The sequence below is a fragment of the Amycolatopsis sp. genome (assembly GCF_035546795.1).
Classification (GTDB): Bacteria; Actinomycetota; Actinomycetes; order Mycobacteriales; family Pseudonocardiaceae; genus Amycolatopsis_E.
This window is the reverse complement of sequence record NZ_DASZWC010000039.1, coordinates 214311-240891: the sequence shown is the minus strand read 5'-3', so window position 1 is coordinate 240891 and position 26581 is coordinate 214311. Positions and strand designations below refer to the sequence as shown.

General features: G+C 66.1%; 31 protein-coding genes. 8 read left to right on the top strand and 23 right to left on the bottom strand.

Annotation, left to right across the window (positions count from 1 at the left end):
• Nucleotides 1–1814: 1814 nt before the first annotated feature.
• Entirely contained in the window at nucleotides 1815–2270 is a 456-nt protein-coding gene (locus tag VHD82_RS22960) for a transcriptional regulator (RefSeq protein WP_325707470.1), read from the top strand.
• 24 nt (nucleotides 2271–2294) lie between these two features.
• On the opposite strand, the gene VHD82_RS22955 is transcribed toward VHD82_RS22960, so the two are convergent.
• The 13 genes from VHD82_RS22955 to VHD82_RS22895 form a co-directional block, all read right to left on the bottom strand.
• Entirely contained in the window at nucleotides 2295–5354 is a 3060-nt protein-coding gene (locus VHD82_RS22955) for a BTAD domain-containing putative transcriptional regulator (protein WP_325707467.1), read from the bottom strand.
• A gap of 82 nt (nucleotides 5355–5436) precedes the next feature.
• Nucleotides 5437–5874 carry a hypothetical protein gene (locus tag VHD82_RS22950; protein WP_325707464.1) on the bottom strand — a complete coding sequence of 146 codons (438 nt, stop codon included), beginning with the start codon at nucleotides 5872–5874 and terminating at the stop codon, nucleotides 5437–5439.
• A gap of 54 nt (nucleotides 5875–5928) precedes the next feature.
• Entirely contained in the window at nucleotides 5929–6381 is a 453-nt protein-coding gene (locus VHD82_RS22945) for a pilus assembly protein TadG-related protein (RefSeq protein ID WP_325707461.1), read from the bottom strand.
• On the bottom strand, nucleotides 6378–6875 hold the full coding sequence (locus VHD82_RS22940; protein ID WP_325707458.1) for a TadE/TadG family type IV pilus assembly protein: 498 nt from the start codon (nucleotides 6873–6875) through the stop codon (nucleotides 6378–6380). Before VHD82_RS22940 ends, VHD82_RS22945 begins: the two co-directional genes overlap by 4 nt.
• Complete coding sequence (locus VHD82_RS22935; RefSeq protein ID WP_325707455.1) at nucleotides 6872–7288, bottom strand: TadE/TadG family type IV pilus assembly protein; 417 nt, start codon at nucleotides 7286–7288, stop codon at nucleotides 6872–6874. Before VHD82_RS22935 ends, VHD82_RS22940 begins: the two co-directional genes overlap by 4 nt.
• A 49-nt stretch (nucleotides 7289–7337) precedes the next feature.
• Nucleotides 7338–7523 carry a hypothetical protein gene (locus VHD82_RS22930; protein WP_325707452.1) on the bottom strand — a complete coding sequence of 62 codons (186 nt, stop codon included), beginning with the start codon at nucleotides 7521–7523 and terminating at the stop codon, nucleotides 7338–7340.
• Nucleotides 7524–7562: 39 nt separating this feature from the next.
• Nucleotides 7563–8456, bottom strand: coding sequence for a type II secretion system F family protein (locus tag VHD82_RS22925; protein WP_325707447.1), 894 nt, complete (start codon nucleotides 8454–8456; stop codon nucleotides 7563–7565).
• The gene (locus tag VHD82_RS22920) at nucleotides 8453–9379 is read right to left on the bottom strand and encodes a type II secretion system F family protein (protein WP_325707444.1); all 927 of its coding nucleotides are present in this window, start codon (nucleotides 9377–9379) and stop codon (nucleotides 8453–8455) included. Before VHD82_RS22920 ends, VHD82_RS22925 begins: the two co-directional genes overlap by 4 nt.
• Nucleotides 9376–10827, bottom strand: a complete 1452-nt coding sequence (locus tag VHD82_RS22915) for a CpaF family protein (RefSeq protein ID WP_325707441.1) — start codon at nucleotides 10825–10827, stop codon at nucleotides 9376–9378. Before VHD82_RS22915 ends, VHD82_RS22920 begins: the two co-directional genes overlap by 4 nt.
• Nucleotides 10824–11654, bottom strand: a complete 831-nt coding sequence (locus VHD82_RS22910) for a chromosome partitioning protein (RefSeq protein ID WP_325707438.1) — start codon at nucleotides 11652–11654, stop codon at nucleotides 10824–10826. Before VHD82_RS22910 ends, VHD82_RS22915 begins: the two co-directional genes overlap by 4 nt.
• Entirely contained in the window at nucleotides 11654–12364 is a 711-nt protein-coding gene (locus VHD82_RS22905; protein WP_325707435.1) for an SAF domain-containing protein, read from the bottom strand. Before VHD82_RS22905 ends, VHD82_RS22910 begins: the two co-directional genes overlap by 1 nt.
• 119 nt (nucleotides 12365–12483) lie before the next feature.
• Nucleotides 12484–13446, bottom strand: coding sequence for a hypothetical protein (locus VHD82_RS22900; protein ID WP_325707432.1), 963 nt, complete (start codon nucleotides 13444–13446; stop codon nucleotides 12484–12486).
• Nucleotides 13447–13487: 41 nt separating this feature from the next.
• Nucleotides 13488–14081: a hypothetical protein gene (locus VHD82_RS22895; protein WP_325707549.1), complete on the bottom strand. Its 594-nt coding sequence runs from the start codon at nucleotides 14079–14081 to the stop codon at nucleotides 13488–13490.
• Between the two features lie 287 nt (nucleotides 14082–14368).
• Between VHD82_RS22895 and VHD82_RS22890 the strand changes: the two genes are divergently transcribed.
• Together VHD82_RS22890 and VHD82_RS22885 are read left to right on the top strand one after the other, a co-directional pair.
• On the top strand, nucleotides 14369–15019 hold the full coding sequence (locus VHD82_RS22890) for a prepilin peptidase (RefSeq protein ID WP_325707429.1): 651 nt from the start codon (nucleotides 14369–14371) through the stop codon (nucleotides 15017–15019).
• Nucleotides 15020–15174: 155 nt separating this feature from the next.
• Nucleotides 15175–16014 carry a hypothetical protein gene (locus VHD82_RS22885; RefSeq protein ID WP_325707426.1) on the top strand — a complete coding sequence of 280 codons (840 nt, stop codon included), beginning with the start codon at nucleotides 15175–15177 and terminating at the stop codon, nucleotides 16012–16014.
• Nucleotides 16015–16424: 410 nt separating this feature from the next.
• Here the strand turns inward: VHD82_RS22885 and VHD82_RS22880 are convergent, their stop codons facing one another.
• From VHD82_RS22880 to VHD82_RS22870, 3 genes are all read right to left on the bottom strand, one after another.
• Nucleotides 16425–16880 (bottom strand): hypothetical protein, encoded by a 456-nt coding sequence (locus tag VHD82_RS22880; protein ID WP_325707423.1) that lies wholly within the window; start codon nucleotides 16878–16880, stop codon nucleotides 16425–16427.
• Complete coding sequence (locus VHD82_RS22875) at nucleotides 16877–17182, bottom strand: hypothetical protein (RefSeq protein ID WP_325707420.1); 306 nt, start codon at nucleotides 17180–17182, stop codon at nucleotides 16877–16879. Before VHD82_RS22875 ends, VHD82_RS22880 begins: the two co-directional genes overlap by 4 nt.
• Nucleotides 17183–17336: 154 nt before the next feature.
• Nucleotides 17337–17633, bottom strand: coding sequence for a hypothetical protein (locus VHD82_RS22870; RefSeq protein ID WP_325707418.1), 297 nt, complete (start codon nucleotides 17631–17633; stop codon nucleotides 17337–17339).
• 778 nt (nucleotides 17634–18411) lie between these two features.
• Here VHD82_RS22870 and VHD82_RS22865 point away from each other — a divergent pair.
• Entirely contained in the window at nucleotides 18412–18636 is a 225-nt protein-coding gene (locus VHD82_RS22865) for a helix-turn-helix transcriptional regulator (RefSeq protein ID WP_325707415.1), read from the top strand.
• A gap of 68 nt (nucleotides 18637–18704) precedes the next feature.
• Here the strand turns inward: VHD82_RS22865 and VHD82_RS22860 are convergent, their stop codons facing one another.
• The 5 genes from VHD82_RS22860 to VHD82_RS22840 all read right to left on the bottom strand — a co-directional run bounded on the left by VHD82_RS22860 (nucleotide 18705) and on the right by VHD82_RS22840 (nucleotide 22201).
• Nucleotides 18705–19544 carry a phosphotransferase gene (locus VHD82_RS22860; protein ID WP_325707412.1) on the bottom strand — a complete coding sequence of 280 codons (840 nt, stop codon included), beginning with the start codon at nucleotides 19542–19544 and terminating at the stop codon, nucleotides 18705–18707.
• Between the two features lie 111 nt (nucleotides 19545–19655).
• Nucleotides 19656–19793, bottom strand: a complete 138-nt coding sequence (locus tag VHD82_RS22855) for a hypothetical protein (protein WP_325707409.1) — start codon at nucleotides 19791–19793, stop codon at nucleotides 19656–19658.
• Nucleotides 19790–20839, bottom strand: coding sequence for a radical SAM protein (locus VHD82_RS22850; protein WP_325707406.1), 1050 nt, complete (start codon nucleotides 20837–20839; stop codon nucleotides 19790–19792). The genes VHD82_RS22855 and VHD82_RS22850 overlap by 4 nt, the downstream gene beginning before the upstream one ends.
• A gap of 427 nt (nucleotides 20840–21266) precedes the next feature.
• Nucleotides 21267–21596, bottom strand: coding sequence for a hypothetical protein (locus VHD82_RS22845; protein ID WP_325707403.1), 330 nt, complete (start codon nucleotides 21594–21596; stop codon nucleotides 21267–21269).
• 341 nt (nucleotides 21597–21937) lie between these two features.
• Nucleotides 21938–22201, bottom strand: coding sequence for a hypothetical protein (locus VHD82_RS22840; RefSeq protein WP_325707400.1), 264 nt, complete (start codon nucleotides 22199–22201; stop codon nucleotides 21938–21940).
• Nucleotides 22202–22462: 261 nt separating this feature from the next.
• Here VHD82_RS22840 and VHD82_RS22835 point away from each other — a divergent pair, with 261 nt between their 5' ends.
• On the top strand, nucleotides 22463–23845 hold the full coding sequence (locus tag VHD82_RS22835) for a helix-turn-helix transcriptional regulator (protein WP_325707396.1): 1383 nt from the start codon (nucleotides 22463–22465) through the stop codon (nucleotides 23843–23845).
• On the opposite strand, the gene VHD82_RS22830 is transcribed toward VHD82_RS22835, so the two are convergent.
• The gene (locus VHD82_RS22830) at nucleotides 23846–24406 is read right to left on the bottom strand and encodes an NUDIX hydrolase (RefSeq protein WP_325707393.1); all 561 of its coding nucleotides are present in this window, start codon (nucleotides 24404–24406) and stop codon (nucleotides 23846–23848) included. It lies immediately after the preceding gene.
• Between the two features lie 51 nt (nucleotides 24407–24457).
• Between VHD82_RS22830 and VHD82_RS22825 the strand changes: the two genes are divergently transcribed.
• The 3 genes from VHD82_RS22825 to VHD82_RS22815 all read left to right on the top strand — a co-directional run bounded on the left by VHD82_RS22825 (nucleotide 24458) and on the right by VHD82_RS22815 (nucleotide 25730).
• Entirely contained in the window at nucleotides 24458–24607 is a 150-nt protein-coding gene (locus tag VHD82_RS22825) for a hypothetical protein (RefSeq protein WP_325707390.1), read from the top strand.
• 233 nt (nucleotides 24608–24840) lie between these two features.
• Nucleotides 24841–25200: a Gfo/Idh/MocA family protein gene (locus VHD82_RS22820; RefSeq protein ID WP_325707388.1), complete on the top strand. Its 360-nt coding sequence runs from the start codon at nucleotides 24841–24843 to the stop codon at nucleotides 25198–25200.
• A 176-nt stretch (nucleotides 25201–25376) separates the two neighbouring features.
• The gene (locus tag VHD82_RS22815; RefSeq protein WP_325707385.1) at nucleotides 25377–25730 is read left to right on the top strand and encodes a hypothetical protein; all 354 of its coding nucleotides are present in this window, start codon (nucleotides 25377–25379) and stop codon (nucleotides 25728–25730) included.
• Between the two features lie 239 nt (nucleotides 25731–25969).
• Here VHD82_RS22815 and VHD82_RS22810 read toward each other — a convergent pair whose 3' ends face one another.
• Nucleotides 25970–26536, bottom strand: a complete 567-nt coding sequence (locus tag VHD82_RS22810) for a L,D-transpeptidase (RefSeq protein WP_325707382.1) — start codon at nucleotides 26534–26536, stop codon at nucleotides 25970–25972.
• Between the last annotated feature and the right edge of the window lie 45 nt (nucleotides 26537–26581).

Here is a 26581-nt window from a genome sequence, read left to right as displayed (position 1 = left end):
TCGTTGCCGTCAACGGTGGTCTCGGTGGATGACGCGTAGTCGCCGCACCGGTCACACGACGTGTAGTTCTCGCTGGCGCAGTCCGTGCAGATGTCGGCACCGCCGACGGTTGACCGCACCTCGGAAACCGGGTCCCCGCACTCGGAGCACGTGACCGGGTCTATAGTTGTGGCGGGCATAGCAGAGCTACCTTCTGATATGTCAAGAACCCTGGCAGGGAATTGCGGTCCCTGCCAGGGTTCGCCTGTAATGGAAGTGCGCGACACGAAACTTTTATTGCGCACAGCGATACGCGCGGGAATCGAACCCGAACACCCGAAATATGGCACGCAAAGGAACTCTCAAGCGCGACAAGTACGAGTGCCTGTTTCCGGCAATCTCGTTATGTACGGGTGGCCATCGTGTCTACCAGGCCGTATCGTCCTAAGTAGAGTGTCGCACGGTCGATTCTTGGCAGTGGCGGAACATATCCACGTGCTCTGCCTATCAGCCGTGCTGCAACCTGTTCGTTGATATGTGTGGCCTACTCTCACTAGGCCGCGCTGTCCGTCCCCGCCGCATTCCTGTCATCCTTTGGATCACGACGTTTTCTCTAGGGTCATGGCGTGAGTCACGCTCGCCTAGGTATCCCCACGGGTCCGGTGCTTTGACGCGTGATCTCGGTATCCACACCCGTCACGCTTTGCCGTGCCATTTTGAGCACGTCGAATAGCCCCATTAATCTGTCCCGCTTACGCGGTGAACGCTCTGCACGTTCGTTGACCTCTTATCGGACCTTGCTGGTTGACATTGGCCTATGCGCTTAGGGGCGGCATTCCATCCGTGGACGGACGGCGCAAGCACACCTAGCACTCACAAGCGCTGATCACGCAAGGAACGTGGACTATTCGCTCTGTCATCAACTGGGCCCAACGGGCCCATGGAATTCATGTAAGACACGCGACATTCGCAAGAGTGGCAGCTGCGGTAGTTCGCTCGCGGGACGTCGTGCCCGGTCCTCACGCCCTACCTTGACCGCTTCCCCGGTCCGTCTTGCTTACATGTCTTACAATACATTGTAACAATACATATCGCAAGTGTCGTGTTGTACCGTTGCCATTCCGTGACCTTTAAATTGTGCGCATTCTCCCCGGAAATTCCTATTGCTGCGCAAAAGCTCGGAAACCTGTCGGACAGCCGACAATTGTCGATCAGGAGACTCCCCGTCGGCGGCAGCAGCTCTGGCACATCGCAGCCGATTGCCGAGCGGAACGAGTCGACAGGGACCAATGGTCAAAAAATGAGAGGAAGAGAAGAAAGAAACGGCGCCACGGAATCAGAACCACGCAATAAATAATGCCGAAATCACTCCCACAGAGCCTGCTAACCACCAGCGCCGCACACCCCACCAACCCACTATTCAGGTGCCTGCCGGCTACCGAGTCGGCCGCAGCATCGGTAGGGGCCGCGCATCGACCGACAGGGGCGAACCGCCTGCTCAGGGGTCTACCCGCCTAGGAGGCAGCTCGACAGGACCGTAGCCAGGTAACTCGCCAGGAAACCCCACCTGGCGACGACTACCAGTTGTAGTGTTGATCTACTAACTGGCCACAATGAGTAGTTTTACCAGCTTGTACTAGGTAGAACCACACTGCAGACGCTCCTCCGTTCGGCGTAACCTGGAGGGTCCTGGCGCTGATCAACAGAGGCGGCAGGTGACTCGCCCAGTTTACATCGTCGAATCGCGGAGAGGAGGCACTCCATTTCCGACCTTGACAGGTTCGGAATTGTCAACGGTGCGAGCGATCCGAGTAAATACATGTAGGAGTGCAAGGATGGTAACCGGGGACACGAGCTATTTGCAGCGGCTGCACGATCTTCGGCATCTGCTGAACGGGGAGTGGATACCAGATATTCTTGTCGCATTGCGGTCAGGACCACTGCACTATAAGGAGCTGTTGGCCACGATTGACGAGGCGAGCGGGTTCGATCCGTGGTCCGGTGGTCGTCGCAGTCTGCAGAGTAGGGTATTGAGCGGCACGTTGCTGCGGCTGACGGCGAGCGGTTTGGTACGCAGGTTCGAAGAGCCGGCGGTATTCCCGCGCTCCGTGCTCTATGAGATCACGCCGGCCGCGGTGCAGGTTCTGGACAGGGCGCTGCCGATGACCGAGTGGGCCGACGAGCACGCCGACCTGATTGAGCACGCGCGGCGCGCGCGGGCCAAGGAGCGCGAGGACAAGGCCGTGAATCCCCAGCTGGCCCCCGCGGACGAGCCGGACGCACATCCGTGACCGGATAGGTCTCCGCACGGTTGGTCAGCTCGCGGCGGCACCACCAGCGGCCGGTGAGCGGCCCGCGGTGCCCTGCCGTTGTAGGAACTTGGCCAGGTTGACCGTGTTCTGGCTCGGGTGCTGGCCCAATTCGTCGAGGGTGCTCACCAGGAGCGCCAGCGTTCGCCCGATCGCGTCGTGCTGGCGGAGCCGGGCCTGGGTACGGATGATGTCGCGATAGACGCCTTCGTTGTACGTATCGAGGGTGCGCAGCTTCTCCAGCAGGGCGAGCGTCGCGTCCGGCCTGCTTTCGCTGTAGGCGCGAATGAGGATGCCCAGTGCGTCCAGCACATCGCGGCGCGTGGCTTCGCGGTAGGCCTCGATCCAGTAGGAGGTCACGTCCTCGGCCAGGTGACCGGTGTACAGGGCGACAGCCTGGTGGAGTGCGTCGATACGCTCGGCGTCCCTCGCGCCGCCGCGGGCACCGAGGGCGGCATGGAATCGCCCGTAGTCGGTCGTCACAAAACGACTGTCGAGTTGGTATCGGCCGTCGTCATGGATGATGATCTCGCCGATTCTGCCCTCGGTGGCCTGATGCAGCGCCCGCCTCAGTGTCGACAGGGCGTTGTGGAAACTGTTGAAGGGCCGGGAAATTGGACTATCAGGCCACACGGCGTCGTTGATCGCGTCGCGGCGCGCACCGTCGGGATGCAGGGCGAGGTAGACAAGGACCTCGCGTTGCTTGCGGGTCAACGCCCCGGTGAGCTCCCGAGCAGCTCCGTCTTCGCGCAACGCCAGCTCGACTCGTCCGAGCACGCGCAGCGCCAGCGGCGGCGTCACGGAGGGCTCGGACACTCGCACGTCCTCCTGGCGTTCCTCGATCGGCGATCCGTAGGACGCCGCGTTAACTCGGTCCTGGCTGTCACCCATGGTGTGAACATCGTTGCTGCCAGCGCCCGCCATGCGTGTCGGGGGCGCGGAGCTGGGCGGTATCTCGACTGGCGCGGGCTGTACCTCGAGCACCCGCAGTCGCGGCGCCGGTTCCGCCTCGGTGCGCCCGGTGTCGTCCGGCCGTTCGGTCAGTTCCAGCCGTGTGAGTTCATCGAACGTGTCGTTCTCGTCCGACGGGTGGGGCTCGTCGACAGCGACATCGGTGGGCGCGTCACCGAGAGCGGACGACGGCTTACCGCGATCTTCACCTGGTTTCGGTGCATGGTCGGCGGGTCCTTCCTCCTCGCGTAGCACAGCGAGCAGCTCGGTCGTGTCTGCGGCGGGCAGGGTGAACAGGCGGGTTCCGGACAGGCTGTCGCCAAGACCGGGACTGGTCGCGCTGACCATGCCATCGGGGCGGACGCGGACGGTCGCACCAGGGCGCCACTGGCCGAGGAGGACGCCGGCCATACCGAGGGTGGAGCCGTTATCCATAACGGCCTGCAGCCGGCGTTCAGCATACGCGGACGGGCTGCCGAGCAGGACGAGCGTGCCCGACCGGGGTCGTGGGGTGGTTTCGTCAACGCGGTGACGGGTCCGGGTGACCAGTTCCGTTTCCATCTCGTCTAAGGCGACGTCGAGGGAATTGACCACGCTGACCGCAGACGGCAAACGTGCGACATCGGCACTGTCGAAGATGAGCGGCAGGTCGGGCGCCGGCAACAGGACGCGGACATCCGCGCCGTCCTGGATGTGCTGGGCCAACAGATGCAGCAGGAGCGCACGGGCGGCGGCAGTCGCGCCGGGCCCAAGTAGGCCGAGACCACGGGTGCTGGCGAGGTTGAGCGCGAGTTCGCGGCCGCCGCGCACGCCGACTCGCGCAGGCACGCCAACGGGCTGGTCATCTGGCTCGATTTTGCCAGCGTCTGTGATGTGGATCCTCACCGGTGAAGGCGGCGTCGCCTCTACGACATCCAGGTCGTCGAGGTTGGCCGTACCGTCGTCGCTGTCGTGGGCGGCGCGCAGGGCACGAACCACGGGAGCGATCGGCCGACGGAGGTCGGAGCGGTCGCCGCTGCCGATGCGGTAGCGGCGACGACGCCAAATCCGCACGGACACCGCGGCAGCACTGATCACGCCAGCCAGCAGCAGGCTGACGAAGACACCCGTCAGCAGGTCCAGGCCGGGCTGCCGGGCACTGTCCTGCTCACCAGTGTGCGCGCCCGTGTTGGAGCCGCTGGCCGGGGCCTGGGTGGCGCTCCGCGCCGGCGGCGGGGTGGCGGCTGGCGTGGGACTGGCGGTCTTCGATGGCTGGCTCGGTGAGACCGGTGGCTGCTGCTCGACGGGTAGCTGTACAGCTGGCGGGGCGGGCGCGGGGATGTAGCCGGTGATCTTCCAGCCGGGGCGGACGAGGTGCGGCTGGGTCAGGGCCCGACCATCGAACTGGACCACCCCCCGATTCTGTGCGAAGAGCTCGGGCCAGCGGTTGCCGTCGCCGAACATTCGCTCGGCGACCCGCCAGAGGCTGTCGTACACCACTGTCCCGCCTTCGGGGTGTGGGAGACGAACCTCCTCGGTGGCCACCACCTTCCCCGGTGGTGCCGGTGCGGCCCAGTCGAGGGTCATCGTGGCCTGCTGCGGTGTGTCGGTTGAGGGCTGTGCTGGACTGGGATGCAGCGGGGCCGTAACCGCGATCGGCGTCAGGTCGCTGCTGAGCACCGCCGCGGTGGTCGGCGGCGCGGTGGGGGTCCGGTTGCCCAGCACGGTGAGCACGACGGTGCCGATCAACGCCGCGGCGACTCCCCGCAGGGGACCAGTCGGCCGGAATTCCGGCCACGCGAAGCCCTGGGCCGCGTCGACGGCGCACCGTGCCACGTCGACGGCGAAGAAGAACCACACGACCCAGCACAGGCACGCCAGGGCGTCCAGGAGGAACTGCGCGCTCATCGGGTTGAGCAGGGTGGCTTCGATTTCGTCCCGGGTCGGGATGTGGTCGGGCAGGGGCCAGCCCACGAAGCGCACCAGGGCCCAGGGCAGACCGGCCACCAGAGCTACTAGCACGATGCCGGCAAGTACGCCGCGCACGACCCGGCCAACAAACCGGAACGCGACGGTCAGCACCCGCCCGGCGTAGCGGCCCCGTGTCAGCTTCCGTGGAGAAGTGTATGCGGTCATTCGTGCTCGATTCCTTGGCAGTACGGGACTTATGGTCGGGTGGATGCCCTTCCGGCAGCCCGGTCGCAGCGGCCGGCCGCCGTCATGTTGCCGCCGCAGTCACCCGCGCGGGCGTGGTCACGGTGTCGGCGCGAGGTATGGCGGGCTCTGGCGCCGTGGTCGCCTGGCGTGCCGCCGGTCTCGTTGTTCCGGCGGGTCCTTCGTTCGCGCCCTTCTTCGTGGCAGGTGCGCCAGCTGTGGAACGCTTGCGTTTGGTGCGGCTCGTCTTTCGGGCGTCGAGCCATCGGGCGAGGTCTGCGGCCGGTAGTTCGGTGAACCGGGATAGCTCGTCGATCTCAATGACGTCACTGGATTCCGCGAGTACGTCGCCGAGTTCTCGCTCGATGTCGCCGAGTTGCTCGGCAACATCGGCACGTTGTTGGGCCAGCTCGCCGACCCGCTTCGCCGCGGCGGACCTCCTCGCGCTGCGGGCAGCGTCGGCTTCCTCGACGCGACGTGCGATCTCCTCGATTGTCGCCATGCTGCTGTCCTCCTCCGTTGATACGCTGCATCCAATTCGAGCGGCAGCGCGTGATCATGGGATTGGTCCGGATATTCCGCGCTGCGGCTGGGCTTGGCCTGTTCCGGTGACCGTGAGCGAGTCGATGCCGACAAGTCCGAGCAGCCTCGTGGATTGGCTGACTGTCACGGTCACGTTCACCGTGTCGCCGGCGACGGACACGGTGCCAGCGTGGCCCGCGGCGGCCAGGTAGGCGCGGGCGGCTGCACTGGCCTGCTGCGGCGCCAGCCGCAGGGCGCCGTTGGCGCGGTAAGCGGCCAGGTCGATCTCCTGGGCACCGGCTCGAGCGGCTTCCTGTGCCTCACCGATCGCGCGGACCTTGGCGGCCAGAGCGAGACCGCCATCCAGGGTGAGGCCGGCGAACAGCAGGATCGCGGTGACGAGGATGACGACGAACGCGGTCACCCGGCCGTTCTGGTCCTCGCGCAGCCGGCCCATGCGGCGTCGCAGTAATACGGTTGCGTTCATCCCCCGCCTGCTCCCCGCGCGAGGGTGGTTGTGCCGCGCCACACGTCGACCGGTGAGGAGAAGCTCGCCCGGAACACGCGCGTACCCGGGACGCCGAGCATGGTCAAGTCGCCGAGTCCGACGCTGCAGGAAACGGTGACGGTCACTGTGGAGCCAGGCTTAAGCCCTTGGGTGTCGGTGGAAACCGTCAAGGAGTGGCAGGTGATTCCTGCCGATGCCAGCGCCGCGCTGGCGGTGGACTGGGCGTTCGCGGTGGCCTGTGTTGTGGTGCGGGCCAGGGTGGCGGCGCGGGCGGCTTGGTGGGCGACATCGTTGATCCGGAGTTCGGTGTCCGCGATCCGTCCACACAAGACAATGAACAACAGCAGCAGGACCAGCAGCGGCGTGAGTAAGGCAAGTTCTGCGGCGACCGATCCCCGTTCGTCGCGGTGCAGGAGACGGACCCGGGCACGCACCGCGGCCGCGAAGGTTGGCAGGTCGGGGACCGCGGTCATGGCGCTGCTCCGGTATCGACCGCTGAGGTGAATTTCTCAACGGGCCCAACGGCTTCCGCGTGAACCGTGACCGTCACGAATGGAATGGTGTTGAGTACTTCTCCGCTGATCGTCACGGAGGCTTGGTTGTTGCCTCGCTGGACATTGATCGACGTAGCGTGCAGCGGGCCACTTCCCAGTTGCGTCAAGATTCGCTGCCCCTCGGTGTTGCCCGCCGCCGCACTGCCACCGGACACTCGAGCCGCGGAGAGCGCTTGGGATGCGGCCGCTTGGGCAATGTGGGTGGCGTGCTCGTACAGCGCGAACTGCGCGATGAGCAGGATGAGCAGCAACAGCAGGGGCATGGCGATCACGAGTTCGACCGTGCCGGCGCCCCGCTGATCCGTGCGCAGTCGGCACAGGGAGTGACGCACGTGGGTCCAATATGGACACTCACGCTTCTTCGGCGTGCCAGTCACTGATTTAGAAGCTGATCGAGTTGGCACGCTGAGTGACCTTGATCGCGATGATCGCAATGACGGCGATCGCCAGCGCCGCCAGCAGAGCCGTGACCACGACCGCTTCGGTCGAGTATCCTGTGTCGTCGCGGTGCAGTCGCTCCAGCTCGGCCCGGATGCGGGCGAGGAGGATCTGGACTTCAGTGAACATCACTGCCTCCCGTAAGGTTCGAGGTCCGATATGGACAGTTCACAACCCTCCTAACACGCTGGCGAGAGCTGGAAACCCAATAAAGACAAGGAATCCACCGAACAGCATCACCACCGGAAGACTCATGCGTTCGGTCGCGGCCTGGGCTTCACCTTCGGCATCAGTAAGTTCGCGCATGCGCAATGCCGCCGCCTTGGCGGCGAGGCTGGCCCGTACGCGAGCGCCTTCGGTGCCGGCGAGACTGACCGATGCAGCGAGTTCGGACAGCTGGTGCACGTTGAGTTCGGTGCCAAGCTGACCGAGAGTGGTCCACGGGGTGGCGCGGGTGATGTGGGCGGTGAGTAGAGCGCGGCGTAGCTGCTGGAAGGCCCAGCCGCGGCCGATACTGACTGCGTCGGACAGCGCGCCGTCGACGCCGGCGCCGCCGGCCAGCAGGACCCGAATCAGGTTGAGGTAGGCCGACAACGCATGCCGGAACGTCGAGCGGCGCCGCTCGGCCTCCTGCCGAACCGCAATATCCGGAAGCAAGAATCCACCCAATGCGAAGATGACGCTCGCGACGGCGGGAACCCCCCAGCCCACACTGACGTCCGCGACAACGAGCAACAGTTGCATCAGTAGTGGCAGCAGCAGCCCTGTCAACGCCAGCGTCGCCTTCTCTGCCAAGTGGTGTTCGACGCTCTTGCCGGTCACGGCCAAGTCATTGCGCAACTTGCGGTTCGGCAAGCCGACGGCGGCCAGTGGCTTGATGAACGGCTTGCCGACCCGTCGCACCCAGCCGTCGGAGTCAGTTGCGACGATCGGCGGCGGCGTGGGCGTCGCGTGGAGACGATCGACCAAGGTACGTAGCGGTGGCCGCGGCGGGAACAGGTAGACCGCCAGCGCCCACAGCCCAACACCGAGCCCCGCGCCCCACAACAGACCGCTGATCACGAGGACGCTCCCTTCTCGGCGAGCAGGTCACCGACATCACCAGCTGTGTTGCGCGTGCGGATCGTGGACAGTTCGGTCAAGAACCGCTCGGGCTCCCGCAGGCGCCCAATCCTCGCCAGCCAAGCAAAAGCACCAGCGAACAGCGCCCCGACGAGCAGCAACATGATCTGACCGAACCCGGTGTCGTACGGGGCGAGGTAGCCGCGATTGAGCAGCACCAGGCCGATTGCGAAACTGAGCGTGGTGATCACGATGACCCGCACGCTGGTCCGGGTGCGCGCCCGCCCCGCTTCGACCCGCATCCGCATCGACGCTTGCTCGCGGGCCTCGCCGGCCAACTCGCCGAGCAGGTCTGCCAGCTGGCGGGCCTGGTGCTCGGCGGCCAGCACGAGCGCGGAGACCACCAAGTCAGCGGTCGGGTCGTGGAGCTGGTCGGCGAGACGGCGCAGCGACGGCGCCAGGCGCTCGCCGCGTTCCAACCGGACGGCCAGCTCGGGGATCTCCTCGCGGATCGCCGCCGGGCAGGCCGGGGCGGTGGCGAGAATGGCCTGTTCCAGACCAGCGGCGGCGACCAGGGTGTCGCGCAGCATCTCCGTCCACGACGCGATCGCTTCGATGCGTGCGAGCTTGCGCTTGTGATCGCTGCCGGCTCCGAGTATTCGAGGCAGGCTGACGACCGCGAGCGCGGCCAGGATGGCACCGACCACCCAGCCGGTCACCGCGCCAACGGCCAAACCGGTGATCACAGCGCCCACTAGAGCGCCCACGAACTTGCGGTCGTGGTGCGCAGCCCACCACGTGCGCCACCGCGACGGAGCCGGAGCACCGCGAGGGGGACGGCCGCGCAGCCCGGTCCAGATGAGCAAGATGCCGGCGGCCAGACCGGCGCCGAGCAGCCCGAACAATGCCGCGGTCGTGGTCATGGCCGCCACCACCCGTCGCGGCGCTCGGCGAGATCGGGGTCGTAGCCGGCTGCGGCGAGCAGATCGAGGGTCTCGGTGCGCAGCGGGGCGCCCGGCACGGCGCGCAGGTCCGGGCCCGGCCGCCAAACCTCGTTCGAGACGATTTGCCGGTCATCGGCGTCGACGACCTCGCGGATCGAGGACACCACCCGCTTGCTCGGATCATCCCGTGGCTTGTCCAGATGCACCACGAAGTGCAGGGCGCTGGCGACCAGGAGGTTGGTCGCCTCCACCGGCAGCCGCTCCGGCCCCTGCACCGCATAGGCGGCCAGCTTGAGGAAGGCGCCACGGCTGGAGCTGCTGTGCAGCGTGCCCATGGAGCCGTCGTTACCCATGCTCATCGCGTTGCACATCGGGATCACTTCGGGCCCGCGGACCTCGCCCACGATCACCCGGTCCGGACTCATCCGCAGCGATTGCCACACCAGATCGGACAGCGAGATCTCGCCGACGCCTTCCAGGTTGGGCTCGCGGGCCTGCATGGCGGTCACGTCCGGGTGCGCGTCGGCGTCCTCGCCCAGGCCCAGTTCGAAGACGTCTTCGATGGTGATCAGGCGTTCCCAGGGTGGGATCGCCGAGGCCAGAGCCCGCAACAACGTGGTCTTGCCGATCGCGGTGCCGCCGGTGGCCAGCACGTTCAGCCTCGCCCGGACCAGCGCAGCTAGGAACGACTCCAACGCGAGGTCAATCGTCCCCATCTCCCGCAACTGCGCCAGGGTGACGTTCCGGAAGCGGTGCCGTCGGATGGACACCGACGGCCGCGCGGTGACCGCCATGACCGCCGACACCCGCTCCCCCGTCGGAAGCTGGAAGTTCACAATGGGCGACCCTCGATCAAAGCGCCGCTCCTCCACGCCGCTGCGGGCGGCCAAGTCCCGGATCAGCTCGACCACCTCGGTGTCCGAGCCGACCACGGGCGCGAGGCGGGCTCGCCGACCGTCGGCGTAGCGGACGAACACCCGGTCGCAGCCGTTGATGTTGATGTTCTCGATCTCCGGGTCGGCCAGCAGCGGCTCCAGGCCGCCGAGGCCGAACACCTCGTCGAGCACCGCCGTGATCACCCGCTGCTCGACCTCCGGTCCGACCAGCATCCCGCCGTCCGCCGAGTTCTTCAGTTCCGCTCGAGCGTGGGCCTCGGCAGCATCCTGCAAAATCAGCTGCGCCATCTGGCGACGCTGCTGCCCACCCATCGGGGCGCGGCCGGCGCTCTCGTCAGCCCGGATGCGCTCACTCAGCTTCTCCGACAGGTCCTGGCGCAGCCGCTGCCGCAGCCGGACCACGGCCGCGACTTCGCCGCTCGGTCGGTGCGGAAGCTCTGCCGGGCCGGGCAGGCTTAGCCGGTCCGAGTGGGGGTCGGCCCCGTTTGACGTGTGCGAAACCAGTGGGTCGTCGAAGGCGTGCGTGCTCATGTTCCAGTGCCGTTTCGTGCCTGGGGGCCAAGAGACTGCAGAGCCGTGCCGACGCTCGGTGCGCCGGAACCCGTCGTCTGTGGATGCGCCACGTGCGGTCCGGTGCTGTTGCGGTGGCTGGCATCCCAGTGCGCCAGGGTCAGCGTCGCGATCCGGGCGGCGGACTGACCTAGCTTGGATGTGGCGGGGCTGCGTCGGCCGTTGGCGTGTCCACATAGCACGGCGGCGGCCTTGTCGTCGCGCGGCACGCGCCCCATCACCGGGATCCCCAAGGCTTGGGAGACTTCTCGGGTGGGGTGGCCGTCGCCGATCAGCACTAAACAGGGCCGACGCGACCAACCTTGGGCGTCATGCAGCTTGAGCGCGACGTGGGCGAGTTCGTCATCGTGTGGGTGGGCCACCAGCAGCATCGCGTCGGAGCTCCGGATGATGGGCAGCGCGGGCGAGTCCGGGTCGACCCGGCCGCAGTCAGCGATGACAGTCGTGCCCGGCTGGTCGGCGGCACGCCGCAGTGGGGTGGACCCGCCCGCGACCAGCACGGAGCGGGCCTGCTCGGCGCCGACCGGTCCGATCACCACGCACAAGCCGCCGGGAAGTTGTTGCGTGTGCTGGGCAAGCAGCCCTGGGTCGGTGCTGCGGCGGGCCGCGACGGCGAGGGTGACCAGGCTCGGCGAGTCGGCTAGGCGGAAGCGGGCCATCAGGTCGCCGCCGGCGGGGTCGGCCTCGACCAGGATCGGATTCTCGCGCGCCGGCCAGCGGGCGCCCAGCGCGGTCGCCAGCGTGGTGGCGCCAGGAGATCCCTTGAGCGAACAGACTGCGACGAGCATCAGTGGCCACCTCCCGAGATCGCCACCACGCTGAGCTGTCCGGCGGGTGCCGAGGCCAACACCCGAGCGTCCGATTCGGACAGTTGCAGTGACACAACTGTGGTCTGCTCGGTCTCGCGGGTGACGATGCCGGTCACCACCGCGGTCCAGGCCGAGGTTTGTGTGTTCTGCGTTCCCGTCGTGGCGCCCTGCGGTGGGGTCGTAAGCACGAGAACGGTAGTGCCAGGCGTCAGGTCGGGTGGGAACTGGCCGGATTTCAAGCCCACCGCGGCGATCGCGGTGCCCCGCGCCGGGACCTGTGGTGAGCCGAGCACCGAACGCGTCACCAACGAGCCGGCGGGCAAACTGAACGCGACCGGCTGTCCCACCACTGTGGACGAAGCGGATGCCAGGACGACGTCCGTTCCGGAGTCGTCCGCCATGCTCACCTGCGCGAGATCCTGCGCCGACAGCACCTGCCCCACAGCAACAGGACGAGCCAACACCAGCACGTTCTCGCGGTCGCCCAACTGCATCCCGGCCAGCACTCCGCCCGCAGAACACGCCACCACCAGCAGCACACCGAGCAGCAGGTGCGGTACGCTCCGGCGCCGATTCGTGCCGCTCACGCGAGAAGGGGCTTTGCCGGTGCCATCGCGGCCACTCCACGCACTCGCCAACGCGTCCTTCGCCGACGAGTTCTGAGCGGTCGAAACCGAAGTCGTCACCATCAACCTCCTTCAGGCAAGAAACCATCGCGACGCGTCGACGTGATGTGTTCCTCGACGAGCCTTTTCGTGACTGCGTGTTTCGTTGTGGCTGTTCCGCCCGGCGGGCGGAACAGGAGCGCTTATCCGGTAGCGATGCCCTGGCTCTCCGCAACGCGGAACGCGACCGACGCCGACGTGGTCATGTTCGGGAAGACGCCGCCCTGGCCGGCGCCCGACCAGGTCACCGTCCAGTTCACGGTCGCGGTCACGCCGAACGCCTCACCGCGTTGACCGGCCGACGACGTGCGGTAGGTGTAACCGCAATCCGGCGAGGCGCTCTTCGGAGCACCACCAGCTTGGAACGACGTACCCGGCCCGGTGCAGGTCACCGAGCCGCCATCGCCCATCGACCACCTCACGGAAGTCGGTTTGGCCACCGCCGTCACGGACACACCCGGCACCGACGCGGTCGCCGACACCTCGCCCCAGCTGCCGCGGTCCAGCCACAGCCAGGTCGGCAGGTTCACCAACTGGTCGCCGACCGGGTTCGCCTCGATCTTCGGCGACGGCAGCCGCAACTGGTTCCTCGCCTGGGCCGCGAGCTCGGCCGGTGACGGCAGCGGTACGGGGCTGGCTTGGCCGTCCGCGATCCACACTGGCGGCCGGTACATCGCGTCGGCCACACCCGGACTGGTGCACTTGTACACGTACCAGGCACCCGACGGCGGCTGCACCTGCGCCAGACGCGGGCCAGCGACCGCGAACACAGCAGGTTGCACAGTCACCGTGCCGGACCGCATTGGAACCGTGTAGGAAGCCGGCTGAACACCACCCGGCGGCGGCCACTGGAAGTCACTGCGGACATAATTGCACTGGGCGAGATTCGTATCGCCACCGATGATCTTGTCGCCACCGGCATCGACCCGACCTGTACTCGGGTTCCCGTTCCCCGACGTGCCCGGTTTGCTGTCTCTGTTGCCCTGGTTGCTCGGACCGGGCGTGGGGTATTTGCCCGCCCCTAGCTCACAACCAGGGTTCGGGAACTGGCTGCAATCGGTGGAACCCCAGATATCGTCGGCGAGGGCAGGAACCGCACTCGCCACTAATACGGCCAACGTCAGGCCAGCAACAAGGCCTACGCGTCTCAGGCACATGAGCCCAGCCCCTCTACCGCGAACCGGGTCACACGCCACGCACGATCGGGCTGCTTCTTGACCTCCGCCGTGATCGCGCGTTTTCCGCCAGGTGTGTCGTTGAGCAGGTGTCCGTCCTTGTACTTCAGCGAGTTCGTGCTGTCGCCGCAGTCGGAGATCATGACCGTGGTCGGATCGCCTGACGGGTCCACACTGGACACTTGGGGGTTGTTCGTAGGCGCCCCCTTGGTGACCACGCCATTGAGGTGATCCGTGTACAGGCTGCGGGAGATCACGCCGAGCGCATCGCCGGTCGCGTACTTCGCGAGGTCGGGTGACTGCCAGTCGGATGTCACGCCGGCCTTCGCCATCGCCTGCCACATCCCGATATATGCGGCTGTTGCCTGTTGGCGGGCTTCATCTGCTGTGGATACCGTTGTGGGTGCGGCGCTGGTCGTCTCCGAAGCGCTGACAGTCGGCCCGGCCGTGCTCGGCCCGGTGGCACTGTTCGTGCTGCACGCGGTCACGAGCAGCGCGGCCCCTGCGACGAGAATGGTCCAGGCGCGCAGGTGCCCGCCGGAACCTCGGCGATGGCTGTTCACCATGACCACACCCCAGACTCGGAGGACGGTAGATCCCCTCCGATCTACTCTGTGACGGTCTTCACGTCTACCTTGCGCCCCCCTACCGACTGCAAGCTCCCCATGTGCCGACTTCGGAGTCGGAAAGGCATTTTCAAGCAAATGTTCAGCCGAATGAACTACCCCGTTAGGGTGAAAGCACTCGGTGTAACGTCGAGATCTCATCGTCCGCGCTCAGCCAACAACAGGGAGTAAACGATGAGGGGTGTCGTGGCCGTCGCGCGTCGCTGTCAACCCAGTCCAGGCCAACCATGACCAGTGTTGGTGTCATAGCGTGGACACTGGCCGGGGCCGTCATCGGCGCCGGCGCGCAGGTGCTCGCCCGCCGATGGATGCCCCGCCCTGACCACAGGCGACTCCTCGAGCTGGCCGGCGCAGTCGCGACCGGCAGTCTGTTCGCGCTGCTGGCCTGGCGACTCGGCGCCCAGCTGCCCCTGTTCGCCTATTCCTGGCTGGCGATGGTGAGCGTCCCACTGGCCACCATCGACTGGGCCATCCGCCGGCTACCGACCACGCTCATCCTGACCGGCGCAGGCGGCATGATCACCCTGCTGTGCGTGACTGCGGGGCTCGACCACGACCTTGCTGCGCTGCTGCGCGCCCTCACCGGCACCGTCGTCATCCTCGCGCTATACGGCGCGCTCTATGTGGCGATCCCTGGGCAGTTCGGCGGTGGCGACCTCCGGCTCGGTGGTCTCCTCGGCTGCGCCCTAGCCTGGTTGGGTTGGACCACGCTGGCCACCGGCACGCTCTCCGGCTGGGTCGCCGCCGCGCTCGCCCTACTCGTTCAGCGCGCTGCGGGTGGTCGTAGCGCCAGCAATGCCTCCCTACCGCTGGGACCGTTCCTGATCATCGGCGCGTTCGCCGCTGTGCTCACCGCTCCAGCGTCTGCGAGCGTGTGACGGCGGCATCCTCCGACCTAGTGAGGCTTCCGGCCTTACGACACGTCGGCAACGGCGATGCGCACACCGTCGTGGCCTTGGCTGGCTAAGCTCACGCAGGTACGCAAGGTTCGAGACCAGTCGCCGGGCCGATTCCGTCCAGCTGGAGGCTTTCAATGAGCGCAATTGGTCGTCGCAGCCGCGACGACCTGGGCCGTGCCTACGTACAGGCACTTTCGCGTGGTCTCGAGTGGCTACAAATGGAAGCGTCGGTCGCCTCCCTGACCTTCGACCAGCTCGCTCGGCTGGCCGAAGTGTGGGTCGACGACGTCCGACGGCAGCAGGCCCGCCATAGGGTCATCGAGGCGCTGCAGTTCCTGCACGGTCGGGTGGCATCTCGCTGGGTGCGCTGGGCCGACACCTTCGGGCTCCCGCAGCCGCCCACCACCGGGGATCCCGTGGACATCATCGCCAGCCCCTACAGGCTCGCCACCGATCTGCGGCTCGGGCGGTACGTGGCAGGGCTGCTCCCGTTGTACGACACAGCCCTGGCGATCCTCGCCGGCGACCACGCGGCGAAGACCGACTACGAGCTCCTGTCGGCTCCCTGGCGGCAGGTGTGTCTGCCATCTCCATTCACCCCAACCACCCTCTACGGTCCCCGCACGCAACTCGCACTGTCGGCGCTGTCCGCGCGCCGCTTTCCCCGCTCGTGCCTCACGCAGATCTTGTGCGCTCGCCGGGCCATCGACAATGCAGACTGGGAGGCCGCCACGGACACGGTGCACAAGGCGGCACTCGCATCGGGCTATCCCTACCGTGGCAAGTGCCTGTTCAGGGAGGCCGTGGCCAGCGCGGAGACCGCGGCCGACGAGTCTCCAACCCATCCCGAACTCGCTCAAGCCCTCTGGGGTTACTCGGCAGTCCAGGCCTTCCATCAGCAACTCACAGCAGACGGCGCGGCCCTGCTCGCAGGCCCCTATCGGGCCGGTGGACGCACACCACCGCCCGCCTAGCCCAAGGTTCCGAGTCGCTAATTCGGGTCGTATGTTGCTACGAGCGGCTGACCGCGCGCGTCGCGACCGAACGCCGAGATTCAGTCCACTGTGGAGCATGATCAGGTTGTTCGCTGCCCGCGGCCGACGACAGGAACAACACAGCGACGACCTTCGGAATCCGGCGCGTCAGCCAACCTTGGACGCTGCCCACTCGGCGACTCACTGCGATGCTCTTGCTCCTCGTCGTTTGCAGGTTGAGCCACCTCGGCAACAATCCCGGCCCGCAACGCATCCTTGATTCTCAGATAGTCCTCATGCGACACATTGGCTCCTTACGGCAGAGCGTTCAGTCCATCCGTGTGTCTGCTCTGGTGGGGCCGCTTGGCTAGGAAGACAACGCGGCAGGGTCGAGCGGTCGGACTGGTTCCCTACCAGCGTTTCAGCCATCTGACCCAAACGGCGTCCTTGCTGTCGAACACTTTTGCGGCATCACCGAGTTCCTCGGAAACCGCGTGAAGTACCTTTTCCCTGGCTCCGCGGTCGAAGTCCGCGGTGGAGTCGGGGTTCTTAACGATGCTCATGTACGACACGTGCGTGACCACGGTCGCCGGAATGTCAACCCGCTTGAGGGCAGTTCGGCACGCCTCCGTGCACTCGTCGGCCATGAAGGGCACGTTGGCTAGCTCGACGATGGCGGCGCACATGGTATCGAGGAGTTGTTGGTCGTAGCCGCTGCAATCGATATCGACTTTGCTTCGCACCAAGGCGAACAAGTCCTCGGGCTGGGCGTCGGGCTGCTCCTTCAACCTGCGACGTGCGACATCGACAAGGTCCCCAAGATCAGCGCGCGCCACGTCAAGCTGCTTGTACAAGTCCTGCATCATCTCTCCCCTACCTCGTTCCACACAGAACGCAGCTCTTCCCACGACGGCGCTTCGCGAACGACGTCCATCGCCAGTCGAGTTACCGCAAGGGAAGCGAGTAGCACCAGGTCCGTCTGGCTCATTTGCCCTCTCGCGAGGCCGTCGTCCAAAACTGTCGCCATCTGCGCCGCAGACACCTCCGGGGAATGCTTTTGGAGCAAGACACTAAGGGCGCCGACTGTCGCGTCAAGATTGTCGCCGACTTCGGCAAGGAGTTGGTCGAACTCGGCGACGGCTGAACCGAGATTGTCAGGCTGCTCCATTGTCGCCCCTTGTGCCTGTACCAACCCCCAGCTCAGGAGAACCCCCAGCGCCGCTTAGGGGGAGAATCGACGCTGGGGGTCCTTGATTGCCGGGCCGCCAATGAAGACAAACGCACCCGGCGAGCCTCGTGCTACACCTCGCATGCGAAGACATCTAGTTTCTCCGCCACAGCATAGGAATATAGCTCGGGAGAATCATCATGTCCGGACCTGTCAGCGCATGTTCAGCCGCGAACTCCTGAACCTGCTCGGCTGGCATCGCGTGCAGGGTTACTGGGCCTCCCACCTCTTCGTAATACGTCACAAGGCCAAAGCGGACGCCCCTTACCATTCCGGTCTCAACGGTATCATTCCATTCTATTCTGATTTTGCCGTCCTGCCCGTGGGCGGCAAGAGCAATGAGGATGTTCGTATTACGGTTCTCGTCGACCGGTAATAGTCTTACAGTCATGAACGTCCTTTGGAGAGGAATTGTTGTATAGCGAGTCGCATTGAATGAGTTCGAGGTCTAATAGATCTGCCAGTCCGGTATATGGCTCCGGGGCCAGTTGTTCATCCACAGCACACTGGCCACAGAAATATTCGCCGTCACTGTTCCTATACCACAACTCACCTACCGGCGTGGAATCAGGGGGAATCGCACAACCTGCGCAGAGACACCGACTTTCCCAACTTCCGTTTCCAATGCCGGAAGGCGCATTATCGGATGCTGCGGTCATAGAGGTCATAGCGTTAACCTTTCAGGTCACTATGCCCCGTACTCACCCCTTGCTCAGATTCGTTGGGAATTGAGCGCCCGATTACAGGGCAATGCGTGGTGGCGGTTGGTACCTGGCGTCGCTCGCGCTACGCCCGATAAAGGTCATGCGCTATGTACTCCCTCCTCGTGATCACTGGTCGAAAGCAGGTCCTAGGCGCGTCAACCGCGCAGATGAAGCATCGGAGGCCACCCCGAATGAACCGCGCATGACGTCGCGAGTTTCGCCGACCGGATCAGGCTGGACCGGGGCGACGTGACCTGCGAAAACGATGAGAGGTCACACCCTCGGCGTCGCGGTGCCCGATCCGAAGACGATGTCAACTGGCAGCGTTTTCGTACCCACACAGTGATGAGGGTCTCACATGTGATGAAAAAATGCTACACGTAGCACTGACAAGCGCCGGTTGATCTGTCGTGATTTGATCTTGTGCCGTCCCGCCGCGCCCGACGCCCCACCGACCCGGTGCTGGTGGCCCTCGGTCGCGCTCTCGCTCAAGCGAGGGAGGAACGCGACCTGACCGTCGACGAGCTGGTGGCGCTGGCCGACGTCTCACGACGTAACTACCTCTACATCGAGGGTGGCATGATCGAGCCCAAGGTCAAGACGCTTACCCGCATCCTGGCCGCCCTGGACGTCCCACCCGAGCAGGTCATGCAGCCCATGATCGAGGCGCTGAAGATCGAGGAAGCATAGGTCGCTCCGGCGAGGCCAGGTCGTCGGCAACGGTGAGGACTTGTGCGGCTAGCTTGTCGATCACGGAACTACACGAGCACGGTGGGACGAGCCGCCGATCGGTGGTCCTTCCAGGCCCGGGCTGCCTGCGCGAGCGCTTGCTTCCAGTCCTCGTCCGGTTGATCCTGGGCGATCTCGTTCCACATCGTGGTGAGCGCCGCGACGAAAACGTCGATCGCCGCTGGGTCGGCCTCGACCCAGGCCGGGCACTCGCGTGCGACCTCTTCGGCGGTGGTCGGGCTGTGTCCCCAGGCGATCAGGCGGGGTACGAGGCTGGCCGGGTCGACCCACGCCGCGCCCTTGGTCGCCCAGGCCCAGTCGATCATCTGAATGTCGCCGGCGCCGGTCACGAGGATATTCGTGGGGTTGTAGTCGGTGTGCAGGATGGTGTCGCCGGCCAGCACTTCGCGCGCCTCGGGGTCCTCGATCACCTCGGCCCAGCGAAGCTCGGCGTGCCGGAAGTAGACCGGCGGCAGGGTTGGGCAGGGCAGCTCCGCCAGCTGGCGCATGGTGGCAACCAGGCGGGGTAGGTCTGCCGAGCCGGGCGTGTAGTCGGCGCGTCGGCCATCCACGTGCTCGAAGCAGAGCAGATCCCAGCCTGCGATCTCGATCCGCCACAGCAGCTCCGGGGCCACGGCGCGCACGTGCGGGTTGATCGCGGCCTCGCGCTGCTGGGTTACTACGGCGGGTGTGTCCGTGCGCAGCCCCTTCAGGAAGACCCGTCCCGCTTCGACGTCGAGGATCGTGGCGATCGCAGAGTTCTGGCCATCACCGACCGTCTTAGCGGCCTTGACTGAGCCGAGAAGCGCTTCGACGGCGTCGTGGACCCGGGTGGGGAGCTGCTGCCAGTCGATACGCGGGATGGCCATGAACGTCTGTCCCTTGCTGGGTCCGGATGGGATGGATGCGGAATGAAGGCTAACCGGGCGGCCGGGTGCCGACGTGTGCCACGCCGACACCGGCCCGACGAGTGAGCCCGACTAGTACGGGTTGTCATCGCTCGCTGCGCAGTTGCAGCGGCCCTCTTCTGAGAGAGCTTCGAGATCTTCGATGATCTGGATCTCGTCGTCCGTCTCCGCCGGACCCGGCGGCTTCAGGTCGATCATCATGGCCGTCATACGTTCACCCCCTCCCGTCCGTGCTGGCAGTACGCACCCAGAGGCGCCTTCGCCTCCTGGTACAACTTCGCGAGGGGACGGCACACCCAGCAGGTGCCGGAGAGCGTGCAGCCGGTGCAGCCGCCGGTGCGGGTGTGCAGGGAATCCGCGATGGCGGACAGCCGGGGAAGCCCCTCGATGCCCTCGGTCATCAGGTCGACGGACGGGTTGCGGCCGACCTTGCAGATTGAGGCCACACCGTGGGGGTCGGCGTGGAAGAAGGTCACGCCGGCGCCGCAGCCGCCGAACGGCTTGCGCCGGCGTTGGAACTCCTGCGACTGCGCCGGCAGGCTCTCGGGTCCGCCGTAGATGGTCGGGCTCATGTTGGTGAACACGTGGTAGGGCAGGCCGAGATCGTTGGCCATCGCCTCCATCGCGGCGACCTCGTGGTCGTTGTGCCGGGCGACGACGATGTTCAGCTTGATCGGCAGCCCAGCCTCGACCGCCGCCGCGAGCCCGCGCCGGAACAGTCGGTACGACCCGCGACGCCGGGTGAGCCCGTCGTAGCTCTCCTCCGTCGCGCCGTACACGCTCAAGGTCAACCGGTACGGCCGCTTGGTGGTCAGCAGCTCCAGGATCTGGGAGTTGTGCAGCCGGGAACCGTTCGACGAGATCCCGAGCATCATGCCCAGGTCCCAGGCCAGCTCGTAAACCTGCGGGAACAGCTTGTCGATCAGCGGCTCGCCACCGGTGAGTTGGAGCCACAGCACACCGGCGTCCCGCATGATGTGGAGCAGCTTCTCGCGGTCGACCCAGGGCAGGCCGGAGAACTGTTTCAGCCCCAGATAGCAGTGCTCGCAGTCGTAGTTGCAGCCGAGGTTGAGTTCGTAGCTCGCGCGGCCGAACCGGTACGCCGACTCCGTACGGACGAGCACGGTCCCAGCGACCGTTCGCTGCGCCACGTCAAGTCCCCACGCCCGCTGAGCCGCGTCGGCGAACCAGCCGGGCACTGTGTCGCCGGTCGACGACGATGCCAGCTCCTGATAGCGACGGAAGGGGATCTTCACGCCGCGCTCACTATCCGGGCGTGTTACCAGGTAATCGCCCAGGAATGGGCTTGCGATCAACTCGTGCACTACTCGTCAACTCCTTCTCCACGTTCGGTCGGCGCATTGTTTTGAAATCGGTGTCGCTGTAACCCGCGCAACACGCGTTTAGCCAATTCAGCACGTGCCGTGATCACCGCCTGATCCACATCGGCGGGGCTGACCGAAGGCTGCCGTGGTGTCCGCGTCGGCAACGGTGATGATCTGTCCGGCCAACACTTCGGGCACCACAATCGGCCGGCGGGAATCGATGGGACGCGAATACACGGGGCGCCGCAATCGGCACATCCGAAAGTGCGTCCGGCCGCGTGAAAGCGCTCCTCGTTTCCGATGGAAACCTGGTGAACGAATATGTTCCATACGGCCAACCACGCAGCATCGCTGTCATTCACTCACGCTCTGGCCACTCCGCCAATACCTCGTGGACCACGGTGGTGAGGTACCCGTGCGATACGACTTTGCGAATCGGAAGCAGGCCCACCGGGATCGGGTAGTCTTCGCCCCGAAACCGCATGGCATCCGATTCGGGCTTCCCGTTGGTGTTGAGGACCATGACATCGATGTACCCGTGCTGCGATCGTGAGATCGTCAACTGTTCCCCGACTTCTCGACGGAGCACGAACCCGGCGACCTTGGCAACCTGCAACGCGGCCATGTCCATTTCTTCCCACGTCACCGTGTCCGCCAGGTGGTCGATCTCGGACTTCGGAACGTTCATCGTTTCCTCCGAGGCACGCCGGCGAGACCGTTCGCGATCCTGAGTGCGCGGAGGACCGCCGCCTGTTGCTCAATCGCTTCGCGCTCGTCACGACTTCGTCGCCGGCGCGGAAACCTCAACCTGACCGTCATCTCGCAGCACTCCCCGTGCGATGTTGAATGTGGACGGACGCCGGGGCGCGAGTAGGGGGTGTCGGCGACCCCGACGTCCTGTCTGAGGGGTGGCGGGCGACGCGCCCAAGCCTGCGGCTGCCGGGGCGGCCGGTCGGGCTTTCGGGGCGGACACAGCCTGGGACGATGCGGGAGTCCAGCGGGCTGTCCGGGGGCGCGTCGCCCGCCGGTTTACCCGGCGCGGCCGGGCTGGTTTCGATGGATCGGGATCACGTCTCCCGACTCCACCAGTCGCAGGTGCCGAGCGAGCGCGATGAGCTGCTGTCCGAGCGCGTCAGCCTCGCTCGCGCTCAGTTCTGCCGCCGGCAGCGGCGCGATGATCACCGCATGGTCACCCGTGATGTGCGCGCTGATCGTCCGACGCAACCCGGTTGTAGTGCGGCAGGGGTACGTCCCCGCCGGTGGCAGCGCCGGCGGAACCGCCTTCGAGCCCATCGTGGCCTCCTGCTGTCCGAAGTGATGCGGGAAGCCTCCGACATCTCAGCGAGATCACCAATCACAACGAGGGATATCCGAGCTAAAGATATCTGTTAGGCAGATATTCGCTGGTCAGCCGGGTGTGCAACGCACGGTATGCTGTCCCACACAACCAGCAAGCGGAGAACGATCGTGACCTCATCGCGAAACCGCAGGCGTTGCCGGAGCTGTGATGCGCCGCTCGCCGCAGACAACCGCGACGACCAGTGCAGTCCCTGTATGAAGGCGGCGGCACTCGCCGCTGGAACGGGCGACGTGCCTCAGCCCAGCGGGGATTTCTGGGACCAATCGGATGTCCAGGAAGCGATCACAGCCCGTCACTTCGGTCGGCTGCTGCGCGCGTACCGTCGCGCACATCAGATTCGGCAGGCCACCGTCGCGGAGTGGTTCGGCATAGCCCAGGGCCGCGTGAGCGCTATCGAACGGGCATCGACCCCGGTTACCGACCTGGCCAAGCTCGACCGCTGGTGCCAGATCCTTCGCGTACCACAGGAACACCTGTGGTTCACCGTTTCAGCGCAACACTCCGACAGATACGGCGTCGCCGACCCGACGCCTAAGCTCCCGGCTGTCCGTGAGACAACTGGAGATGATGTGCAGAGAAGGAAATTTCTCAGGTCCGCAGGCGCAAGCGCCGTTGCCGTCGGTGCCAGCCTCCTAGCCGGCACGACAGCCATCCCCGCGGGCGGTGCCGTGGGACTGCCCCATGTCGAGGACATCCGCAAGATGACCAAGGCATTCCGGGCGGCGGACAACCGGTACGGCGGTGGGCACAGCCGGACCGCGCTCAACACCTACTTCGAGTCCACCGTGAAGCCGATGCTCGACGACACCCGCATCGTGGGCATGCCGCGGCGCGAACTGTTCGCGGCCGCCGCCGAGCTGCGGCAGCTCGCCGGCTGGATGGCCTACGACGTCGGGCACGCCAACGACGGCCGCGATCACCTGCGCGAGGCGCTGCGGATGTGCCAGGAGGTCGAGGACGACGCACTCGCCGGGGAAATGCTGGCCGCGATGAGCCACCATGCTGCGTTCCTCGGCGGCGGCGACGCGGCTGTCGACCTTGCCCTCGCCGCGCACCAGTCCGCCGTGCGGGCCGGTCTGCCGGCACTGCGCGCCGAGTCTGCGGTCATGGAAGCACACGGGCTCGCAATGCAGAACCACCAGCACGGATGCCTGGATGCGTTGCGCCGCGCGGAGAAAGCGTTCGAACAGGTCAACCCCAACGACATGCCGGCCTGGCTGAGCTACTTCGACGGTTCCTATATGGCCGCGAAATTCGCCCACGCCTTCCGCGACCTCGGCGTGGCCCAGGAGGCGGAGAAGTTCGCCCGCCGGTCTCTGGACATGAGCGACGGCTATGACCGGGGGAAGCTGTTCAACACGGCTCTTGTCGCCTCGACTTTGGCCGACCAGCGCCGAGTCGACGAGGCGTGTGGCTACGGCATGAAGGCAGTGCGGATGGCCGGAAAGGTGCGCTCGGTTCGCGCCACCGCGTATCTCACCGACGTGGCCCGGCGGCTCGCTCCATTCCCATCCACCGAGGTTCGCACCCTGTACCGCGAGATGGACAAGGTCGGGATCTCCACGCCCCGGATCTGACTACTCCGGCGGGAAAGCCAGCACGTGGAGGAGGCCGACCTGCGAGGACGCGCCCAGGATCTCGCCCTTCGTGATGCGCTCGCGCACTGAGTTCAGTGGAATCCAGGCGATGCGCTCCGCCTCGTTGATGTCCACCGCGTCACCGATGTACTCGGCGCCACGCGAAAGGAACAGCAGGTTCTCGGCGTCCGCCATGCCGACGTTCGGCTGCAAGGAAACCAGCGGCTCGCTGGTGCGTGGACGCCAGCCGGTCTCTTCCTCGACTTCGCGGGCCGCCGTCACGGCGGGTTCTTCGTCAGGATCGACGTAGCCCCCTGGCAATTCCCACACCCAGCGATCGAAGATCCACCGATGCCGCCACATCATCAGGACGTTCTCCCGCGCATCGTCAAGCACGACCATCATCGCCGCCTTCGGCGACCGCATGACGTACTGCTCGAACCGCACGCCGTCCGGCAACTCGACATCAGCGACGGTGAGGCGAAGGCGGCGCGTGTCATCGATCAAGCGTTCGCCGTGGATGGTCCACCGCGTCGGCTCGGAGGGCGGGTTGGAGTCCATGAGCTGAACGTACCGGACCGGTCGCTGACCGACACATGGCTCAGTCAGGTCGTGACCGAGATCAACGTGCGGTGGAAGGTTCGCACGCTCGGACTCGCGCCGGTCGTGAGTCATGTCGCTCACCGCGATGTGCCGACGATGTTCCTGCGAGACGACGCGGCCATCACCGCCGACATCGAACATTGGGTCCCGCCGACGTGATCGTGCACGTCACCGACGCGATCATCACCCTGCGCGCGATTTCTGGGACGCGATGGACAGGATAACGATTCGCCGGTTTTTCGCAGGATCGGTGCCGACGTCCATCAGAACGATCCTGCCTGCGCGTCTGGCCTCGTCTCGGAACGCGGCAGGCAGCGCACCACCGCCATTCGCTCGAAACCGAAGGACCGGAGAGCCGTCCGTGGCTGGCACCGCGACGACGTCGTCAAACCGTGCCCATAGGGCCGGCCGGCGGCGGCATCCTCTACGACCACGGCCCGCACGCCTGCTATCTCGCTTGCCACCTCACCGGCCAGCAAGCCACCTCCGTCAGCTGCACCCTGACGACCGGCGCCAACGGTGCCGATCACGCCGCGCAGCTTGGTCTGCGGCTCGCGAACGGCTCAACGGCCGAAATCACGCTGAGCTGGTACGGAACCACCCGCACCAGCTCCTACGAGTTGACCGGCGCACACGGCACCGTGCGTCTCCGCAACGGGCTCCTCGAATTCGCCGCGCCCACGAGTACCTCCCGCGTGCGGACCGAAGATCACTCCGCCGGCGGACACGCGCGCAAGCGCTGGACCGACTGACACGACAGCGCTACTCGGCCCCATCACCCGCGTCCGGGAACCGCAGGCGATCTTCGCCAACGACAGCCTCACCCAAGCCGTGCGGCAGCTGGTCCTCTTCGGGCGCGACGGCCTGCCGGTCCTCGCTCGACACCTACGCCTGGCATGTCCAGGGCTGGCTGACCAACCAGAACGTCATGCGCGCTGTCTCCACGCAGCTGGCCGCCGAACCCGCCATCACTGCCGGCCAGCAAGCAGCCGAATGGGCCGACCCACACGGCGCCCAGGCCGAGCATGACCCCCACACCCAACTCCCCGGCTACCGCGTTGTCGAGCGCACCCTCACGCCTCAGTCGGCCGCCGTGGGCCAAGCACTGGGCGAGCTCGACTGGCCCACCGGTCACAACCGGCACCTGCACGACGCCGATGCCGCGCTGCGGCTGGCACCCGGTGACCGGATCAGCATGCTCGTCCCGCGACCGCAGACGGCAGCCCGGCGGCGTGGGGTCACCACGTGTGGCGACCCCACGCCGACCCGGAATCCCACCTAATCGAGCTCACCGGCAAACGGCGCAACCGTCGTCGCCACCGTCACCGAACAGCGGCGCGCCGAGATCGCGCACATAGTCTCCCGGATGCCCGCGGAATACCGCTCGGAACTCGTCCGCGCGCTGAAGGCGTCAGCGACGCCAGCGGCGAACCACCAGCTACCGACACCGGCCCGACGCCATTCTGAGATGTCCGGGCCGTTGTGTTGGCGAGTCACCGTACGGGGCGCGCGCCCCTGGTCTCAGTACACCGCGACCTCCGCGCCGACCGGGAGGGCTGCGTAGTAACGAGCCGAGTCGGTGGCGGAAAGGTGGACACAGCCGTGTGAGCTGGACACAAGGCTTCCTTCGTGGAACGCGATTCCGCCGGGGGCGAAGAAGACCGCGTTGGGCATCGGCTCGCCGAACTCGGAACTGACGTGGTGCGCGTCTTTCCACTGCACTCGGAACACCCCCTCGGGGGTAGCCACTGAGTCGGGGGCCCCGGCCGTGCCCGGCATGACCGGCACCGGACCGTAGATCATCTTGCCGTTCTGCTGTAGCCAGCTGATCCGGAGTTCTTCGTCGACGCAAGCAGCCGCGCTCGGGGGGCAGTGATTCACCACAACAGCCCGGGTGCCCACGTCGGCCGGTGCCGCACCGACGCCGTTATTCGTGACGGCAGCCGGTCGGGCCGGTCGCGGTGCGGCAGACGTGTCGGGAGCGACCCGAAAGAACGTCCAACCCGTCAGCACCGCCAACACGGCCGTTGCTGAGATGCCGAGCACTCGGGTTCTTCCGGTTACTGCCTGTCCGATCGTAATCACCACCTGTGCGATCGTTCCGGAGCCGGCTGGAACGCTACCCGAGTGCCC

Bases quoted from the DNA above. Each gene is read 5' to 3' on its own strand.
- VHD82_RS22845 (WP_325707403.1), bottom strand. From the start codon at position 21,596: ATGAACGTTCCGAAGTCCGAGATCGACCACCTGGCGGACACGGTGACG.
- VHD82_RS22955 (WP_325707467.1), bottom strand. From the start codon at position 5,354: ATGACCGCATACACTTCTCCACGGAAGCTGACACGGGGCCGCTACGCC.
- VHD82_RS22835 (WP_325707396.1), top strand. From the start codon at position 22,463: ATGAAGGCGGCGGCACTCGCCGCTGGAACGGGCGACGTGCCTCAGCCC.
- VHD82_RS22870 (WP_325707418.1), bottom strand. From the start codon at position 17,633: ATGACTGTAAGACTATTACCGGTCGACGAGAACCGTAATACGAACATC.
- VHD82_RS22815 (WP_325707385.1), top strand. From the start codon at position 25,377: ATGCGCGCTGTCTCCACGCAGCTGGCCGCCGAACCCGCCATCACTGCC.
- VHD82_RS22840 (WP_325707400.1), bottom strand. From the start codon at position 22,201: ATGGGCTCGAAGGCGGTTCCGCCGGCGCTGCCACCGGCGGGGACGTAC.
- VHD82_RS22945 (WP_325707461.1), bottom strand. From the start codon at position 6,381: ATGAACGCAACCGTATTACTGCGACGCCGCATGGGCCGGCTGCGCGAG.
- VHD82_RS22875 (WP_325707420.1), bottom strand. From the start codon at position 17,182: ATGGAGCAGCCTGACAATCTCGGTTCAGCCGTCGCCGAGTTCGACCAA.
- VHD82_RS22940 (WP_325707458.1), bottom strand. From the start codon at position 6,875: ATGACCGCGGTCCCCGACCTGCCAACCTTCGCGGCCGCGGTGCGTGCC.
- VHD82_RS22910 (WP_325707438.1), bottom strand. From the start codon at position 11,654: ATGCTCGTCGCAGTCTGTTCGCTCAAGGGATCTCCTGGCGCCACCACG.
- VHD82_RS22950 (WP_325707464.1), bottom strand. From the start codon at position 5,874: ATGGCGACAATCGAGGAGATCGCACGTCGCGTCGAGGAAGCCGACGCT.
- VHD82_RS22930 (WP_325707452.1), bottom strand. From the start codon at position 7,523: ATGTTCACTGAAGTCCAGATCCTCCTCGCCCGCATCCGGGCCGAGCTG.
- VHD82_RS22895 (WP_325707549.1), bottom strand. From the start codon at position 14,081: ATGGTGAACAGCCATCGCCGAGGTTCCGGCGGGCACCTGCGCGCCTGG.
- VHD82_RS22855 (WP_325707409.1), bottom strand. From the start codon at position 19,793: ATGACGGCCATGATGATCGACCTGAAGCCGCCGGGTCCGGCGGAGACG.
- VHD82_RS22920 (WP_325707444.1), bottom strand. From the start codon at position 9,379: ATGACCACGACCGCGGCATTGTTCGGGCTGCTCGGCGCCGGTCTGGCC.
- VHD82_RS22880 (WP_325707423.1), bottom strand. From the start codon at position 16,880: ATGATGCAGGACTTGTACAAGCAGCTTGACGTGGCGCGCGCTGATCTT.
- VHD82_RS22830 (WP_325707393.1), bottom strand. From the start codon at position 24,406: ATGGACTCCAACCCGCCCTCCGAGCCGACGCGGTGGACCATCCACGGC.
- VHD82_RS22890 (WP_325707429.1), top strand. From the start codon at position 14,369: ATGACCAGTGTTGGTGTCATAGCGTGGACACTGGCCGGGGCCGTCATC.
- VHD82_RS22960 (WP_325707470.1), top strand. From the start codon at position 1,815: ATGGTAACCGGGGACACGAGCTATTTGCAGCGGCTGCACGATCTTCGG.
- VHD82_RS22905 (WP_325707435.1), bottom strand. From the start codon at position 12,364: ATGGTGACGACTTCGGTTTCGACCGCTCAGAACTCGTCGGCGAAGGAC.
- VHD82_RS22860 (WP_325707412.1), bottom strand. From the start codon at position 19,544: ATGGCCATCCCGCGTATCGACTGGCAGCAGCTCCCCACCCGGGTCCAC.
- VHD82_RS22915 (WP_325707441.1), bottom strand. From the start codon at position 10,827: ATGAGCACGCACGCCTTCGACGACCCACTGGTTTCGCACACGTCAAAC.
- VHD82_RS22885 (WP_325707426.1), top strand. From the start codon at position 15,175: ATGAGCGCAATTGGTCGTCGCAGCCGCGACGACCTGGGCCGTGCCTAC.